Origin of the sequence: Paenibacillus vortex V453 (assembly GCF_000193415.1) — a bacterium.
Classification (GTDB): domain Bacteria; phylum Bacillota; class Bacilli; order Paenibacillales; family Paenibacillaceae; genus Paenibacillus_AQ; species Paenibacillus_AQ glucanolyticus.
Genome location: NZ_ADHJ01000017.1, coordinates 129,615 through 146,905, shown reverse-complemented (window position 1 = coordinate 146,905; position 17,291 = coordinate 129,615). Strand labels below are relative to the sequence as shown.

Below are 17,291 nucleotides of genomic sequence, written 5' to 3'. Positions count from 1 at the left end.
TACAGATAAAGGGTGATGAGAACCTATGAATACGAAAAAGAGAATGGCAGCAGATGTGTTGGATCACCTGCCTCGCATCGATGAAACATGGGTAAGAGCCAAACTTGCGGACGAATTGGACGGATTTGACCGGAAAATCATCGTGCTGGATGATGACCCAACGGGGGTTCAAACGGTACATGGCATTTCGGTATATACCGATTGGACAGTCAACACCATGATCAAGGGATTTGAAGAGGAGCAGTCGATGTTCTTCATCCTGACCAATTCCCGCGGCCTTGTGGCAAGCGACACAAAAGCGGTGCATCGTGATATTGCCCTTCATGCGGAAGAGGCATCTCAAGCGACAAACAAGCCATATGTGATTATCAGCCGAGGTGATTCCACCCTGCGAGGCCATTACCCGCTCGAAACGGAAACACTGAAAGACACGGTGGAGGCACAATCCGGCATCTCGTTTGATGGCGAGGTTATAATCCCCTTTTTCAAGGCAGGCGGACGGTTTACGGTTAATAATGTGCATTATGTATTGTACGGTGAAGAACTGATTCCCGCCGGTGAAACGGAGTTCGCGCGCGACCGTACGTTTGGCTACACCAAATCCGACCTGGGGGAATGGGTCGAAGAGAAAACCAATGGCGTGTATACCGCCGCGAATACAACCTATATTTCACTTCAATCCCTTCGAGCCTTGGAAATCGAGACCATCGTGGATCAGCTCATGGCAGTTGAGCATTTCAACAAAGTTGTGGTCAACGCAGCCGATGATGTAGATGTCGAAGTATTCACCATTGCACTCATTCAAGCGATTAAAAAAGGGAAACATTTCATGTTCCGAAGCGCGGCTTCCTTCACCAAGGTGATCGGGGGTGTCAGCGACAAACCCTTGCTTACAAAAGAGGAGCTTATCCAAGAATCCTCCACAAGTGGTGGGCTCATCCTGGTAGGATCGCATGTCCAAAAAACGACAGAGCAGCTGGAACAATTGAAAACCGTTGATTCGATTACATTCATCGAATTTGATGTTCACCTGGTCACCGATGCGGCTGCATTCCAGTCGGAAACCGATCGTGTCATCGCTCTAGCCGAGAGTGCTATTGCTTCCGGCAAAACAGTTACGATTTATACCCGGCGCGAGCGGCTGGATCTGGGTGAAGGCAAACAAGAAGAAGAATTGAAGCAATCCATCAAAATTTCCGATGCCGTGACCAGCATCGTGGAGAGACTGCAAGCACGCCCTCGTTATATCATTGCAAAAGGCGGTATAACGTCCAGCGATATCGGCACGAAAGGTCTCCGGGTCAAACGTGCCACGGTAGCCGGACAAATCAAACCTGGCGTGCCGGTATGGATTACCGGAGATGAGAGTTTGTTCCCCGGTATGCCGTATATCATCTTTCCGGGCAATGTGGGAACACGGGATACACTAAAAGAAACAGTCGAACTGCTGGAACGGTAGAACCTGTATTTACGTTCTGCATAAACCAAGCTAAAGCCACCTCCCTAAATGGGAAGTGGCTTTAGCTTGCTCTATATGAGAACCATGAACGTTGATCCAAGAAAAACTCCAACGGGCTGCGCCTATCGCTTCTGCTTGTAGAACTCGTGATACAGCTTCATCAGCGCCCTCTTCTCGATGCGTGACACATAGCTGCGTGAAATGCCAAGCTCCTTGGCAATTTCCCGCTGCGTCCGTTCCTCTCCGCCGGCTTCCAGGCCAAAGCGACCAATAACCACTTCCTTCTCGCGATCATCCAGTATATCGAGATTCCTATAGATCTTGCTCTTCTCAATCTTCAGCTGCACCGCATCCACGATATCATCCGCTTCTGTTCCGAGGATATCTATAAGTGTAATTTCGTTCCCTTCTTTGTCCGTTCCTATCGGATCGTGGAGGGATACGTCCTTGCGGGTTTTTTTAAGCGAGCGCAAATGCATCAATATCTCGTTTTCGATACATCGAGCTGCGAATGTGGCCAGCTTTGTGCCCTTGTTGGGCCGGAAGCTTTCAATGGCCTTGATCAGACCGATGGTTCCGATGGATATGAGGTCTTCCAAATCTTCGCCGGTGTTATCGAATTTTTTGACGATGTGTGCGACCAGCCGAAGATTATGCTCAATCAGTTTATTGCGCGACTGAGGATCGCCTTCGGCCATTCGCTGCAGATGTTTAGCTTCCTCCTCCTCAGTCAGAGGCTGAGGAAACGCGTTGTTTTTCACGTACGAAACGAGCAGGGTCAACTCTTTAATAAACAAAGCAATTGCGGTAAACAGTCCAGGCACTTTGGGACACCTCCTGCGAAGTTACAATGCAACCGGCCCTTATCGCGCTCGGTTTCTCGGTCTTCTCATTGTATGTAGGCAGCGGCCCAGAAGTGCCTGTACGGGGGAAAGTGATAAGTAAAAAACACAAGATGCAGACATATAACGGGACATATCATTACGCATTAACCATTTATGGCTTTCATAGTCGCACCAAGCTTTAAAAACGGATCCTAGGCAATGGCGGAGGCATATCAGGGCGGTTCAACTGCTCGAATAACCAATCGTAGGAATGCCTGCCGCTGATTTGATGGGCCCCCGGGAACAGATCGGTTTGCAGGTTCTCCTCAGAGCCTTCGCGCCGGTATATTTCCCTGAGCCGATCAACTGCAGCGTTAAAACCGGCAGCGGGAAATATCGGATCATGCGTTCCAGACTCCAGAAACAAGGGCCTGGGAGCCATCAGCCCCAGCCATTCGGGCAGCTCGGCATGATTCAGAATACCGGGGATGTAATTGCACACGCAGTGGCGGATTTCCATGATACTGTCCTTGAAGGTGTTAGGATACCCAGCCAGCACAGCGGCCCGGATTCGTTCATCCAGCGCCGCGCACAGGAACGAGATCAGCCCGCCGCCCGAAAAACCCATAATGCCGATTCTGCCTGGCTGAACCTCGGAGCGCTCGGCCAGATGGCCCACTGCCCCAAGTGTCTCGGCCACGCGCAGACCGGCAACTGTCTTGCCATACATCATCAGCTGGGTAGACAACCGATGGCAGGAGTTCGGGGTATCCGGGTCCCGTGCGAGATCCGCCATAAGGCGACGTTCACCGAAACCGGCTACATCCGGGGCAATTACCACCATGCCCCGCCGCGCCAGCTCAACCGCAAAATGCCGATGGATGCCCGGTTGATCGGTATCAGTTGATCCGTCCTCCCTCAGCCCCACAATCTCCCTGCTTCCATAGCCATGTCCATGAACGGCAACGACGGCAGGCATCGGCTTTCCCTGACTGCCATCCGGAATCAATACATAGGCAGCGTAGGATACACCAGGTACGGCGGACAGCTCCACCCTTTCGCGAACATAGCATTCACACGGCACCCGTTCAAGCAATACAGGCTTGTGGTTTACATTGATTTCGAATTCGCCAATCAATTGCCGAAGTACTTGCTTCAACAGCAGCTTCCTCTCTGACGGACTCATGGAAACCTGTCTGTCTTTCGCTTCTCTTATTGCTTCGTTATACATGTGCTCCAGCAAAGTATCTGCTTTCCACATCCCGAACTCACCTCCTTCGATTTACTCGCTGTTTACATAAGGCGTCCCTTGCTTGGATTCATGTACATCCCTGGCCTACCGGGGGTATCAGGGCCCCATAGTGCCGGGCTGACCACGACCACCCTGATCTGCTTTGCCATCTCTTATGTTCTGTTCCTCCGCCAGGAGATCAGAGGCCGATCCTAATCTTTCGGTCATACGAACAAGCTCATCTGAAGAATTCATCAGATGAGCTTGTTTTGTCATCAAGTGTTCTAAAGGTCATGCCCTTTCGGCCTTATTTTCCTTACACTTGTTGTATCGCGGCTTGCGACAAAAATCCAATCTTCCGAAGCCAGCCCTCGCACAGGCCCGTCCATTGCGCGACACTGACGTCCGCTTCGGCCAGCCCAAGTCCATGGCGCCCCTCCGGGAAGACATGAAGCTCAAACGGGATGCGCTGCTCGCTTAGTGCCCTGGCATACATCAGGCTGTTCTCGACCGGAACCGCCCCATCATCCGCGGTATGCCACAGAAAGGCAGGCGGGGTCTCCGGTTTCACCGCCCGCTCCAGAGACAGCGCCTGCCTCTTGTCCTCCGAAGGCTCCTCACCCAGCAGATTGAACATGGAGCCCTCATGGTAGTGATCTTTAAACGATATAACCGGGTAACACAGAATCGAAGCGTTCGGCCGTGAGCTATGCCGCTCCACAGCATCTGCCGACTCCGGGTTCCCTTCATCGAAATAAGTGCTGGCAGTAGCCGCGAGATGTCCGCCGGCAGTAGAACCCCAGGATCCCGATGCGGTCCGGATCGATGTTCCATTCCTCAGCATGATGTCTTACCAGACGGATCGCTCGCTGAGCATCCAGCAGCGGATGGGGGTAGCGGTAAGGGGCCACGCGGTAATGAACCACAAAGGCCGATAAGCCAATCGAATTCAGCCACATGGCAACCGGATCGCCCTCGTGGTCTGCACGTCCTCCATAACCACCGCCCGGCAGCACAAGCACGGCTCCGCGAGGCGAATCATTTTCCAAAAGATAAGGTTTCATGTACGGTGCGAATTTCTCTTCCACCGACTCATATCCGGGAATATCCTCTTCCCAAAGCTTCATTATACCCATTCCTTTCTGCCCCCTTGTCAATAGATTCACTTCCCTCCGTTCGCACCTTCCTCAGGTGCCAAGCAAATCCAGTCTGAGCGGTGTAAACGTATCCAAAAGAGCGGATGGCTCAAGGGCTTTCACCCCGTGCTCTGCTCCGCCGGGAATGACGATGGTGTCTCCCTGACGAACAAGGGTCTTCTCTCCGTTGATCTTAAATTCAATGGCACCCTTCAAACAGTAACTCATCTGCTCATGAGGATGGGCATGCAGTGCCCCTTCCGCCCCTTCTTCAAAATGAACCTCCATCATCATCAGCCCGATTCCCGGTTGAAACACCTTTCTTGTAACCCCAGGCTCCGCTTGCTCCCAAACTCCAATGGCCGCCATGTTCCTCCTCCTCTGCTAATCCATGTCTTAACTCTAAGCAATTTCTGCCTTCCGCAAGGAACAACAAGAAGAACAGCTGATGTCGATGTCCCCGCACCATCCCCGCTCTTCATGAAAAGGCGTCACTCCTGCGGCTTCCTTATGAACCTGTCTACTTCTTCGCCGCAGGTCCCGCGAATTCCTATATGAACGCCAGATTATTCACCGATCCTTTTCGCATCTGCCCAAAGAGGCAGCAGCTCGGCTTCCGCATAAGGCAGATGTCGTTCCGGCAGTCCTCCAAGCTCGCGCAGGGAGTAACGAATGAGAATGGCCTGCGTTCCGGCATTCATGTCCCCTTCCACCTCACCCATACCTAACGGAACAGCCGCGGGCATGTCGGGATAATACTCTCCCGGCTTTACCTGCGCCACATTCGGAGCTGGCGGGGAGTGATCGATCTCTCTGGAGAATCCTCCATCCTCACGCTTAAGCTGTGCCATGTTGTGCAGGGTAATCTCGGTGATCTCGGCCAATGCCTTCATTGGTAGTTCCATTCTCATCGATGACAGCAGACTGATCGGATTCCGAATATAACACATATCCACTGCCCTCTCATTTCGCAGGGCATGCCGCAATGATCGGTATATCTCTGTCGTCCGCGGCAGCGGAACATGGAATCGGTTATAGAAGGTCAGCAGCTTAAAGGTCCCTGAAATTTGGACGTAGGGGGCGCCTTCTCCCCACAACCCGGTCTCCGGATCCTGCATGCTGGCGAAATAAGACAGCGCTTCTCTTAAAAAGGGCTGCCGCTGCTCCGCTGTCATCTGCATCAGATGCGGAGCAGAATTGCACAATCTGTCGCAGCCGCGCCAGCTGTTCACCAGACTGACCGAGCGGAGCCATTCGGCATAAACCTCCGGTGAATCGCAGTATTCCGGCGCCATATTGCGATGGCCCGGCAGCGGGTGCAAGGGGGCAGCTCCCAGCTTGCCAAGAGCCCCCAGACTATAACCGAGTGCACGGCCGACCATCACATCGTCCCTTCTCATCCGGGGATCAGCATCATAGAAAAAACCCGTTACCGGGTCCTGCTTCGCTTGAAAAAAACGGACGATTCGAGCTCTCCTCTCTGCGCTCAGCAAGCTGCCTGCTCCGCAGCACTCGATGATATTCAGCGCTTGGGCCGTCGATTCGATATCGGGCGTAAACGCCTCTCCCTCCCTGGAGCTGCGTGCATAATAGAAACCGCCGCTCACTTCATCATACTGAAGCGCAAGCCACTCGAAGAAACCTTCAAACAGCCCGTCACCACGTGCAATAATGTCTTCTAAATAGGATTGCATTCAAAGCCCCCCCTTTCAGCTGCTTAGGACGTTATACGAAAAATTCCGGAAGATTACCTTGCCTTTACCAACGGCATCCAATCCGATGCGAAGGCTCTGAAATCCGCCAAACGTGTTGTGATGAAACCCTGAGACGTCCACCACCTTGTCGTACCGCACCCATTCCAACCCATCGAAGCTGTAATAGAATGAGACGATATGCGCATCGTTTACCAAACGCAAAAATGCCCTGCGCTGATCATTCGGCATCGTGCCATATCCCTTGAAGGACCGGAAATGCCGGACTCCGTACTCGTTGACTCCCATGCCGAGATATGCCGCATCATTATAATAGAGCAGCAGACGACCTTCTGCAGGTCCCTCCACAACGACCTCCACCTCTGCCGAATAACGCTTACTGCCCGCCATATAGAGCAGCGGAGAAGCTGTGGCTTCCTCCGCTGCCGCTTCAGCAACCAGCTCATGATTCCCCGAACGGAACCGGACCGCAGGCTCCACACCCTCGCATTGCCAGTGCAGGCCCAGTTCAGAATCGTCAAAGGTATCAAGAAACGACGCTGCCTCATCTGCTGGAATCGCACCTTCCACACCATCCGGATGATCGATCCCTTGACGGCTTCCCGCAGCACGAAACCACCCGTCCGGGGTCCACTCGACCGGCTCAAGCAGGGTCTGCCTGCCAAGCGAATGAAATCCGTTGGCATAGGCATGGTATACCATCCACCACTGACCGTCCGGAGAATCTATCAATGATACATGTCCTTTGGACCACCATGGCTCACTCCTGGACTCCGTGTGAACTATCGGGTTGTACGGAGAATGCTCCCACGGGCCCGAAGGCGTTCTGGATCTTGACGATACGGCCATATGGCTTGTAGGCGGACCAGCCGTCCCGCCTACAGCCACCGTCAAATAATAATAGTCATCGTGAAGGGTGATCTTCGGTCCTTCCAAACTGTATGCCTCCACTACCCAGTCATCCGGATATCGCCAGCCGTCATACACGTGTCTGATTTCGCCGGCAATCGCTAATCCATCCGCTGTCAGCTCTACACAATCACCTCCGGACATATGCAGATAACGCTTTCCGTCCGGTCCTGCCGTATGCCCTGGATCAATTCCCTTGATGCCCAGATTGATCGGTTTGCTCCATGGCCCTGCCGGACTGGGCGCCGTTACAACCCAGTTCGTTCTCCCCGCCGGATAATAGATATAGTACACCCCGTTATGCTCCACAAAATCCGGCGCCCACACGTCCCCCTCATAACGGGGGAGCGCAGCCCCAACCCTGCTCCAGTTCAGCAAATCGCGCGAATGCCAGATAATAAGCCCGGGCGTCAGCTTATAGGATGAATGCGTCATATAATAATCCGCGCCTACCCGGATGACCGAGGGGTCGGCATAATTCCCGGCAATAACAGGCGCATACTGTCTCTTTTCCATTAGCGATCCACAGCTCCTCTCTACCCCTTGATTGAACCCAGCAGCGCACCTTTCGCAAAATGCTTCTGCAGAAACGGATATACACACAGGATCGGCAGCGTCGCAATGACAATGACCGCCATCTTCACCGTCTGCTCCGGCGGACGGACAAATTCGTCCATACCGGACGTGTCCGCTGCCAATCCGCTGGCCAGAATGACAATCTGCCGCAGGATGACCTGGACAGGCCATTTGGCCGCATCATTCAGATACAGAATCGCCGACATATAGGTGTTCCAGTAGGTTACCGCATAGAAAAGCGATATCGTTGCAATGGCCGGCATCGACAGCGGGATGACAATCCGGAACAGAATGCCCCAATCGCCTGCGCCGTCGATCTTTGCGGATTCTTCCAATCCCTCAGGCAGGTTCTGGAAGAAGTTTCGCATGATAATGAGATTGAAGGCGTTGATGGCCGTCGGGACAATCAGCGCTGCATAAGTATCGATCAGGCCCATCTCCTTCACAACGAGGAACGTGGGAATCATACCGCCGCTGAAGAGCATCGTGAACAATACCATGAACATTATGAAGTTTCGGCCGTCCAGATCCCTCCGCGACAGTCCGTATGCCATCAGGCAGGTTAACAGCATGCTGAACAAGGTGCCGAAGAAGGTTACCCCCACGGAAACGCCAAGCGAGCGAAAAACGGTATTGGTTGAAAATACATATTTATAGGCATCCAGGGACCATACGGTCGGAAACAGGACAAACTGCTTCTGCGCCAGCTCCGTCACCGTTGTGAAGGATCCGGCGATGACATGAAGGAAAGGCAGAATCGTAACCAGGCCAATGATCGACAGCAGCGTATAGTTCACGATATCGAAGATTCGGCTCGAAATCGTTTTATCTTGTACCATAGCGGTCCACCTTTCTGTTATTTAATAGATGCCTTCTTCTCCGGCTTTTTTCGCCAGCTTGTTGGCCAGCATCACCAAGATCAGACCGATCAGTGATTTGAAGAACCCGACGGCTGTACTGAAGCTGAATTGTCCTTGCTTGAGACCCGCAGTATATACATACGTATCGAATATCTCCGCCACATCCCGGTTCATCGAGTTTAAGAGGAGATAAATATGTTCGAATCCAAGTTCCAGCACATCCCCGATTTTCAGAATCAACAGTACAACGATCACGCTGCGAATGGAGGGGAGGGTAATATGCCACATTTGCCGAAAACGGCTTGCCCCGTCAATTCGGGACGCTTCGTATAAACCGGGATCAATCGCGGCCATGGCGGCCAAATAAATGATGGTCCCCCAGCCCGCTTCCCGCCAGATGACCTGCATGACATACATTGGCCTGAACCAATCGCTGCTCATGAGGAAATTGATTTTGTCGAATCCGGCCATAACCATTAACTCATTAATGATTCCGCGGTCCATCGAGAGCATCACAAACGAAATGGATACGATGATGACCCAAGACATGAAGTGGGGAATGTACACCAGCGTCTGGATAAAACGTTTAAACACCTCGCGCCGCACCTCATTCAGCATCAAGGCTAGAATAATTGGCACAGGAAAATAGAACGCCAGGTTCAAGAAAAACAGCAGCAGTGTGTTGCCAAGGATCGTGAAGAACATCGGCTCGGTAAACAGCCGTTCGAAATGCTTGAGTCCAACCCAGGGGCTGCCCGTAACGCCAAGATAAGCCTGATAATCCTGGAAAGCTATGATCAATCCCGACATCGGGATATATTTAAAGATCAGAAAGTATAAAAATCCCGGAAGAATCATGAGGTAGATCGCCCGGTTTTTTATGATTCTTCTCATTCGGCCAGACTCCGGTATTTTGGGGGTGCTTTTGCGCATCCCGGCCTTCACTGCGGTTTCGCTCATGATCTAAAGACTTCCTTTCTGCCCCGAACCCCCGGGGGGACTGCAGAGCATCGCAGTCCCCCGATTCCTCGGGATGCTGGCCTGTTCATTATTTGGAGGATGAGTAGGAAACATTGAATTCATCTATAATTTGTTGACCGCCGCTCTTCAGCCAGTTATCTACGACGGACTGAAATCCGGCCTCATCGATATCGCCAAGCATGTAGCGATACGTACCGTCCTTAATCATCTCCTGCAGCTGTACGCCTTTTTCGTTAAACGTCTTGGAATCGAGCGCGGCCGACGGGTCCTCAATCAGATAATCATTGTTCTCCGTAATCATCTCTTCGGATTTTGCTTTGACAGGGAGCATATGCTTCGGTTCATAAAATCCTTCGATTGTTAAAGGCCCGCCGACCTGGATCGCTTGATAGGGCTTCACTTCACGATCCGTCAGCTTGATGTCCTCCGAAGGAATGACCTTGCCGTCCTCCAGCTTGTGATGCGTGCCTTCAACCCCCCAATAGATCAGGTTGCCAAGTTCTGGACTCATCAGTTGATCCATAAATGTAAGGACATTGTTCAGATCCTCTTCTGTTTTAATGGCGGTTTTCGGGAAGAGAATAACCGAGCCATAGCCGGGCACAGACCAGATGCCATAGCCGTTCGGTCCGCCTTCGATTTTATTCTGGACGTCGAGCTCTGCATCCGGGTTCACTTCCACGACCTTCGGATGCAGGCTGGATACATCCCCCATCGCTCCGATGTAAACACCGGACTTGCCAGTGATGAACAGATTTTGCTGATCGGTTTTGCTGGTGACCGGAAAATCCTGATTAATCAGGCCTTCCTGGTGGAGCTTCTTGAAGAAATTCATCGTCTCCATATACTCAGGAAACATGAATTCGGGTGCCAGCTTGCCGTCCTTCTCGCCCCAGTTGTTAGGTGTACCGAGCCAGGAGCTTATCGTCTTGAAGGCACCATAGACCAAATCGTTTCGGTCCGTCAGCGGGATGGTATCATCTTTGCCGTTGCCGTCAGGATCGTTCTCCTTGAACTGCTTCAGCATGTTGTAGAATTCGTCGATATGAGTTGGAGCGCTGAGCCCAAGCTTGTCGGCCCAATCCTTGCGGTAAATGATGCCTTGGCGCGACAAGGGCACTTCACGGTAAAGTGCATAAATTTTGCCGTCCACCGCCGTGTTCTTTAACACCTCCGGTTTCAGCCGACTGAGGTTCGGGTACTGATCCAGCAGCGGGCCGATTTCCCAGAATTGACCGTTGCGGATCGCATCACGCATATTCACCAGCGAAGCTGCATTCTTTAGATATGTCACTTGCGGCAGCGTTCCTGTGGCAAAGGATGCATTAACCTTTTCGTCATATGTACCGTCCGGTACCCACTGAATCTCCAGCTTGGTGCCCGTTTTCTCTTCCAGCAGCTTCTCAATCATATCGGAGGGAACTTCAGGGGTATGGAGGTTGGCCATGATCGAGATGGCTACCGGTTCGCACTTGTTCTCCCCTTGCACTGCACTGCCATTGGAAGTGCCGGTTGCCGCAGGCGCGGAGCTGCCGCCGCCACAACCCGCCAACACCGATAAAGCGGTTACAATTGCCAGGATGGAACTGGCTTTTTTCTTCTTCATCTTCTGACCTCCGTATTAAAATTTGAATGGGCCTGGCAAGTAAAAGCTTAGATTATGGCGCTCCGTTACGTATATAATCCCAAGATTGGATGTAGCGATTTCGGGCTCGCCTCATATGTGGAACCACCTAAATCAAATCTAATGATTGTGCTGCCACTGTCATGGCACTCGCGCGCCAAGTCAAAAAAAAACCGCCAGGGAACGTGCTCCCCAGCGGTTTACTCATGCAGATACGCCCCAACCGTCCTTCGGTAAGACGCATTATATTCCTCGATAATTTGCCTGCCCCCATCTTCAAGCCAGCGATCAATCTCGGCTTCATATCCCTTCTCATCCATCATGCCGAGCATGAATTGATATGCGGCGTCCCGCATATGCTCATTCAATCTGACTCCGATCTCATTGTACAGCGGAGATTCCAGCGGGCCGGTCGGATCATAGATCAGGAAGCTTTCATTATCATAAATCAGCTGCTCTGCCTTATCCTTGACCTTATTCGCGTTAACCGGCTGCAGCATGCCCGGTATGGTGCTGAATCCTCCGACCATCAGGGCCTGGTAAGGCTTTACGTCCTTTTCCTTAAGCTCAAAAGCATCCACCGCCATGGCTTTGCCGTTCTGAACGGTGTAATGGGTTCCTTCGATTCCCCAATAAATCAGATTCGCAAGCTCGGGACTCATTAACGCATCATAGAAGGAGAGGATTTTCTTCAATTCCTCCTCCGTTGCAATGGCGGACTTCGGAAACAAGATCACCGTCCCATATCCCTCCGAGGCCCATATGCCGTACCCTTCCGGTCCGAGCACCCGATTATGCACATCCAGCTCTGCTGCTGGATCATGGGCAAGAAGCCTGGATTCCAAAGACAGCACGTCCCCCATCGCTCCGATATATACGCCGGCTTTTCCCGTAACAAACAGCTCCTGCTGATCCGTTTTACTGGTAATCGGAAAATCCTCGTTCATAAGTCCTTCACTATGGAGCTTGCGGAAGAACTTCATGGTCTCCATATAATTCGGGAACACAAACTCGGGCTGCAATGAATCATCGTACCATCCCCAATTATTCGGCGTTCCGTAATAGGAGCTGATGGTCTTGAATGCCCCGTAGATCAGATCATTCCGATCCGCCAAACCCATGGTATCATCAACGCCATTGTTGTCAGGGTCATTGTATGTAAACCCTTTCAGTATTTCGTACAGCTCATCCAGCGTTTCCGGTGCCGAAAGCCCGAGTCGGTCTGCCCAATCCTTACGGTAAATGATGCCTTGACGGGCTAAAGCGCGCTCCTGATACAGGCTGTACAGTTTACCGTCAATGGAGGTATTGTTCAGAACCTCCGGTTTCAGGTTCTTTAGATTCGGATAGTCCGCAAGCAGCGGTCCGATCTCCCAGAAGAGCCCGCTCCGAATCTCATCTCTGAAATAGGACAAGGATGCGGCATTTTTTAAATACAGCGCCTGCGGCAGCGTCCCTGTTGCAAGCGAAGCATATACCTTCTGGTCATAGCTGCCGTCCGGAACCCACTGAATGTCCAGCTGAGTGCCCGTTCGTTCCTCAAGCCATTTCTCAATCCAGTCGGATGGAACCTGTGCGGTGTGCAGGTTGGCCATAATAGAGATGCTGGTTAATCGACCAGAAGACGTACTTCCGTCATCCTCGCCTGAGGATCTGGCCATGCTGAGGCAAGCAGCAGAGACAATAAGGACAGCCAGCGTAAGAAATACATAGTTTGACAGACGGGTCATCACTTCCGTTCTACCTCCGTTCCCACCATGCTTCTTGCAATTCCCATATGAATGGGATGATCATACCATATGTACATCTTTTTACATGATAAGCACATGATGATCAAATACAGTGATTATTCATTTCGAAATGATTATTGAATGAAACCAGGGTTGCCCATACAATGATTATACACTTTGTAAAATGGGAAGGTGTAACCTATTGCATCCAAAAAGTAGCTTTTATTCTAAAATGGTCCTGTTCGGCTGTGTCATCAGCATCCTCCCTCTTGCAGCCCTCGGCTTCTTCTCGTTCATGAAATCATCAACCTCTGTGCAAAACCATGTAAACGGCAGCAATATTCAGATTATGAATCAAACGAACAGCAATCTGGAGCAGGTGCTGCGGACGGTGGACTATACACTTAATTACGTGATTAATTCCAACATTCTGCAAAGTGCGCTGTATCGTCCGCTGTCCTACTATGACTTTCAATTGTATAACAAGCTGAGAGAAGAAATGAGCCTGCTGCAGTCTCCTGAAACTAAAGTAACGGATGTCATTCTCGCGAATACAACCACGAACTGGCTGATCAACAATCGGGGCATGTACCCATTTAATGAATACGCTTCCAAAGATACACTTTTGACACTGATGGAGCTTCAGGGGAATTCCAACTGGGTGATGCTGGATACGGAATCCCTGGGCTCCAGCGATACGCTCAGTTATGCCTGCCCTTACACCATTGCGCTTGTTAAGAAAATGCCGCTCTCCGCCTCCATCGCCCGGGGAGTCGCACTTGCCACCATTCCGAGCTGCAGTCTCGCCGCGATGATGGACAGCCCTTCCGATTCCCGTGAGGTCATGGTACTGGACCATGACTACCGGATTATCGTGCATCCCGAGCAAGCGAAGCTTGGTCAGTACCTGACGGATAACGGGTATGCGAAGGAGGCGCTGAACCATTTTGACAGCAAGTCGGGGCAATTCGAAACGAAGATACATAACAAGCCGGTGTCGGTTACCTATGTACGGTCCGATTTTAACGGCTGGCTGTATGCCTCCTTCACCGAAATGTCCGCCATTACCAAGGAGTCCCGCTCCATCGGCTGGTTTACGCTGTATATCTGCCTGCTGATGATCGGCCTTAGCGTTCTGCTGGTATGGGTAGGTACCCGCAAGATGTATACACCCATCCGCCGCATCTTCCAACATATCGTAGAGCGCCTGCCGGAAATTCAAGCGAATAAAAAGAGCGAGCTGCAAGTCATCGATGAACATATCCGTGATATGTTCAATTCGAACACCAAGCTCCGCAGCGAGCTGCGGCAGACCAGCCAGCAGCTGCGCACCTTTTTCCTCCATAAACTGTTCCTCGGCAAAATCAGTCCCCAGGAAGTGATGGAACAAATCGAATTGTTCGGCTTCGAGGAGCAAGTATCCGCTTGGGAGCACCTGGCGGTGTTTACCCTTCAGATCGACATGCTGGATGAAACGCGTTATGAACGCAAGGATTCCGATCTGCTGCTGTTTGCCATCAACAATATTATTGAGGAGATGATCCCCTCCGCCCATCGGCTGCCGTCCGTCATTATTGACCTAACGCAGGTTACACTGATCGGACGGGGCGGGATTTCCCTGGAGGAATTCAATAATGATCTCTATACGTTATCTGAAGAGATCCAGAAAACGACCCGCCATGTCCTGGATCTTGAAGTCAGCATCGGCATCAGTTTGCCATATGAGAGCTTATCCAAAACATCACGCGCGTATCAGGAAGGGCTCGAAGCGCTCAAGCACCGCATCAAGCTCGGCACCGGCGTCATCATTCCCTATTTCAGTCTCAACTCCGGCAAGCATACGCGGGTCTATTTCTATCCGATGCAGCTTGAGAACGAGCTGATTGATGCCATTAAGCTGGCTGACGAGGAACGGGCCATCGAGCTGCTGAAGCAGTGGCTTGATGAAGTGTTTCGCAAGGATCGGACGCCCCATGATTACCAAATCTCGCTCATCCGGCTGTTGAATGATCTGATGATTGTGATGCAAGAGAACGGGATCATGCTGGAGCAGCTTGATATCCGGGACAGCTCCCTGGTGGAGGAGCTCCTTCGGCTCTATACTAACCCCGATATCGAGAGCTGGTTCAAATCCCGTATTATCCGGCCGATGGTGAGTGTATTCCGGGATCGCCAAGACTCCCAATATCAGAATCTGTCGGAGCAGATGATTGAGATGATCCGCAATGAATTTGACCGCAATATTACGCTTGAGGAATGCGCGTCACGCCTGCACTACAACAATTTCTATCTAAGCAGTGTATTTAAAAAAGAAACCAACATGTCCTTCAGTGAATACCTGTCCCAATACCGCTTCAAAATGTCCAAGAAGTGGCTTGTCGAAACGGATATGCCGATTAAGGATATCGCCGAGAAGCTGAGTTACAACAATTCGCAGAATTTTATCCGCTCCTTCCGCAAGCTGGAGGGAATGACGCCCGGACAATATCGCAGCAAGTACAGAGCCGTGCCTTAAACCGCAGCAATACCGCATCAAATTACCAAAAAAGGTCACCTGTGTCCCGTACTTTTCCTTTGGTAGAGAACCTACAATTAGAATAGTCACTTTTTTTGTTCTGATCATGTGGATCACTGAATCACTCTAAACCATCCCCAAAGGAGAATCTGTGTAATGACACAACAAATGCAGGCCGATATCGTCATTCTCGGCGGCGGGACAGGTGGAACTGCTGCCGCGCTCGCCGCTGCGAAATCAGGAAAAACCGTCATCATGACGGAGGAGACTGCCTGGATCGGAGGACAGCTGACAAGCCAGGCGGTTCCGCCCGACGAGCATCCATGGATTGAATCGTTTGGCTGCACGCGCAGCTACAGGCAGTTCCGCGAAGGCGTCCGCCAGTACTATCGCGATCATTTCCCCATGACTCCCAAAGCAAGATCCAATGTACAGCTAAACCCCGGCAGCGGCATTGTCAGCCGGTTGTGCCATGAGCCCCGGACCGCATTAGCTGTGCTGCAACAAATGCTGGCCCCCTATATTCACAGCGGGCGGCTCACGATCCTGTATCGATATGCGGCGGTGTCTGCCGACGTTAGCGGGGATCACGTGAACAGCGTAACCATTCAACATCTTGAGACCCAGGATCAAATCCTGCTCCAGGCCCCGTACTTCGTGGATGCCACCGAACTCGGGGACCTGCTTCCGCTGGCGGGTATCGAATATGTTACCGGAGCGGAGTCCAAATCCCAGACAGGCGAACCGCATGCCGTCGATGGGGAGCCGCTGCCGCAGGACATGCAGGGCTTCACGTATTGTTTTGCCGTGGATTATCTGGAGGGCGAGGACCATACGATTGAGAAGCCAGAGCTGTATGATTTTTGGCGCGATTACAAGCCCGATTTCTGGCCGGATAAGCTGTTAAGCCTGACCGCCGTCAAGCCGTCCACGAATGAGCCGATTGAGTATGAGATTTTTTCGGGCCACGGCAAATTCCCTCTCTTTCAATACCGGCAAATTCTGGACCCGAAGCATTTTGCCGAAGGCACGTTTGAAGGCCCGGTTTCTCTGGTAAACTGGCCGCAAAACGACTATTGGCTGGGCTCCATTATCGATGTACCGAAGGAAGACGCGGACCATCGTATGTATCAGGCCAAGCAGCTGAGCCTGTCCCTGCTGTATTGGCTGCAAACCGAGGTGCCGCGGCCGGATGGCGGGCAGGGCTACCCCGGGCTGCGCCTGCGGCCGGATGTTGTGGGTACGGAAGACGGAATGGCCATGTATCCTTATATCCGTGAATCCAGAAGAATTCAAGCCGAGTTTACGGTACTGGAACAACATGTGGCAACTGAATCGCGGCCGGACGGTGTTGCCGAGACGTTCCAGGATTCGGTCGGCATCGGCTGTTATCGGATCGACTTACACCCGAGCACCGGAGAGCGCCCTTACATCGATATCTCTTCCCTGCCATTCCAGATTCCGCTGGGCAGCTTAATCCCGAAACGGATGAAGAATGTGCTGGCTGCAAGCAAGAACATCGGTGTAACCCATATCACCAATGGCTGTTACCGATTGCATCCCGTTGAATGGAACATCGGCGAAGCCGCCGGTTATTGCATCAGCTACTGTCTGGATCAAGACATCCTGCCGACAGACGTGCGAAACGATGCAGAAAGACTGGCCACGTTCCAGCAAAGGCTGGTCAGTGCAGGGATTGAGCTTGCGTGGCCGGCACTGCGCCCGGTCTGATCC

13 protein-coding genes and 1 pseudogene are annotated in these 17,291 nt (G+C 51.9%); 3 read left to right on the top strand and 11 right to left on the bottom strand.

The window, feature by feature from the left end:
* The first annotated feature begins 25 nt into the window (after positions 1–25).
* Positions 26–1,459 (top strand): four-carbon acid sugar kinase family protein, encoded by a 1,434-nt coding sequence (locus tag PVOR_RS09555; protein WP_006208953.1) that lies wholly within the window; start codon positions 26–28, stop codon positions 1,457–1,459.
* Between the two features lie 122 nt (positions 1,460–1,581).
* Here PVOR_RS09555 and sigK read toward each other — a convergent pair whose 3' ends face one another.
* The 11 genes and pseudogenes from sigK to PVOR_RS09505 form a co-directional block, all read right to left on the bottom strand.
* On the bottom strand, positions 1,582–2,283 hold the full coding sequence (gene sigK / locus PVOR_RS09550) for an RNA polymerase sporulation sigma factor SigK (protein WP_006208952.1): 702 nt from the start codon (positions 2,281–2,283) through the stop codon (positions 1,582–1,584).
* A 199-nt stretch (positions 2,284–2,482) separates the two neighbouring features.
* The gene (locus PVOR_RS09545; protein WP_006208951.1) at positions 2,483–3,544 is read right to left on the bottom strand and encodes a dienelactone hydrolase family protein; all 1,062 of its coding nucleotides are present in this window, start codon (positions 3,542–3,544) and stop codon (positions 2,483–2,485) included.
* An 87-nt stretch (positions 3,545–3,631) separates the two neighbouring features.
* Positions 3,632–3,790, bottom strand: coding sequence for a hypothetical protein (locus PVOR_RS31585; protein WP_234972823.1), 159 nt, complete (start codon positions 3,788–3,790; stop codon positions 3,632–3,634).
* A gap of 40 nt (positions 3,791–3,830) precedes the next feature.
* A pseudogene (locus PVOR_RS09540) lies at positions 3,831–4,641 on the bottom strand (alpha/beta hydrolase).
* Between the two features lie 60 nt (positions 4,642–4,701).
* Positions 4,702–5,019 (bottom strand): cupin domain-containing protein, encoded by a 318-nt coding sequence (locus tag PVOR_RS09535; RefSeq protein ID WP_006208949.1) that lies wholly within the window; start codon positions 5,017–5,019, stop codon positions 4,702–4,704.
* 197 nt (positions 5,020–5,216) lie between these two features.
* Positions 5,217–6,344 (bottom strand): hypothetical protein, encoded by a 1,128-nt coding sequence (locus PVOR_RS09530; RefSeq protein WP_006208948.1) that lies wholly within the window; start codon positions 6,342–6,344, stop codon positions 5,217–5,219.
* A gap of 15 nt (positions 6,345–6,359) precedes the next feature.
* Positions 6,360–7,787, bottom strand: a complete 1,428-nt coding sequence (locus tag PVOR_RS09525; protein WP_006208947.1) for a family 43 glycosylhydrolase — start codon at positions 7,785–7,787, stop codon at positions 6,360–6,362.
* Positions 7,788–7,807: 20 nt separating this feature from the next.
* Positions 7,808–8,686: a carbohydrate ABC transporter permease gene (locus PVOR_RS09520; RefSeq protein ID WP_006208946.1), complete on the bottom strand. Its 879-nt coding sequence runs from the start codon at positions 8,684–8,686 to the stop codon at positions 7,808–7,810.
* A gap of 21 nt (positions 8,687–8,707) precedes the next feature.
* A complete protein-coding gene (locus PVOR_RS09515) occupies positions 8,708–9,601 on the bottom strand; it encodes an ABC transporter permease (protein ID WP_419144502.1) in 894 nt (297 codons plus the stop codon).
* Positions 9,602–9,755: 154 nt separating this feature from the next.
* Positions 9,756–11,294, bottom strand: coding sequence for an extracellular solute-binding protein (locus PVOR_RS09510; RefSeq protein WP_006208944.1), 1,539 nt, complete (start codon positions 11,292–11,294; stop codon positions 9,756–9,758).
* A 218-nt stretch (positions 11,295–11,512) separates the two neighbouring features.
* Complete coding sequence (locus tag PVOR_RS09505; protein WP_006208943.1) at positions 11,513–13,042, bottom strand: extracellular solute-binding protein; 1,530 nt, start codon at positions 13,040–13,042, stop codon at positions 11,513–11,515.
* Between the two features lie 232 nt (positions 13,043–13,274).
* Here PVOR_RS09505 and PVOR_RS09500 point away from each other — a divergent pair, with 232 nt between their 5' ends.
* Positions 13,275–15,557: a helix-turn-helix domain-containing protein gene (locus tag PVOR_RS09500; RefSeq protein ID WP_082834391.1), complete on the top strand. Its 2,283-nt coding sequence runs from the start codon at positions 13,275–13,277 to the stop codon at positions 15,555–15,557.
* A 156-nt stretch (positions 15,558–15,713) separates the two neighbouring features.
* Positions 15,714–17,288: an FAD-dependent oxidoreductase gene (locus PVOR_RS09495; protein WP_006208941.1), complete on the top strand. Its 1,575-nt coding sequence runs from the start codon at positions 15,714–15,716 to the stop codon at positions 17,286–17,288.
* Positions 17,289–17,291: the final 3 nt, after the last annotated feature.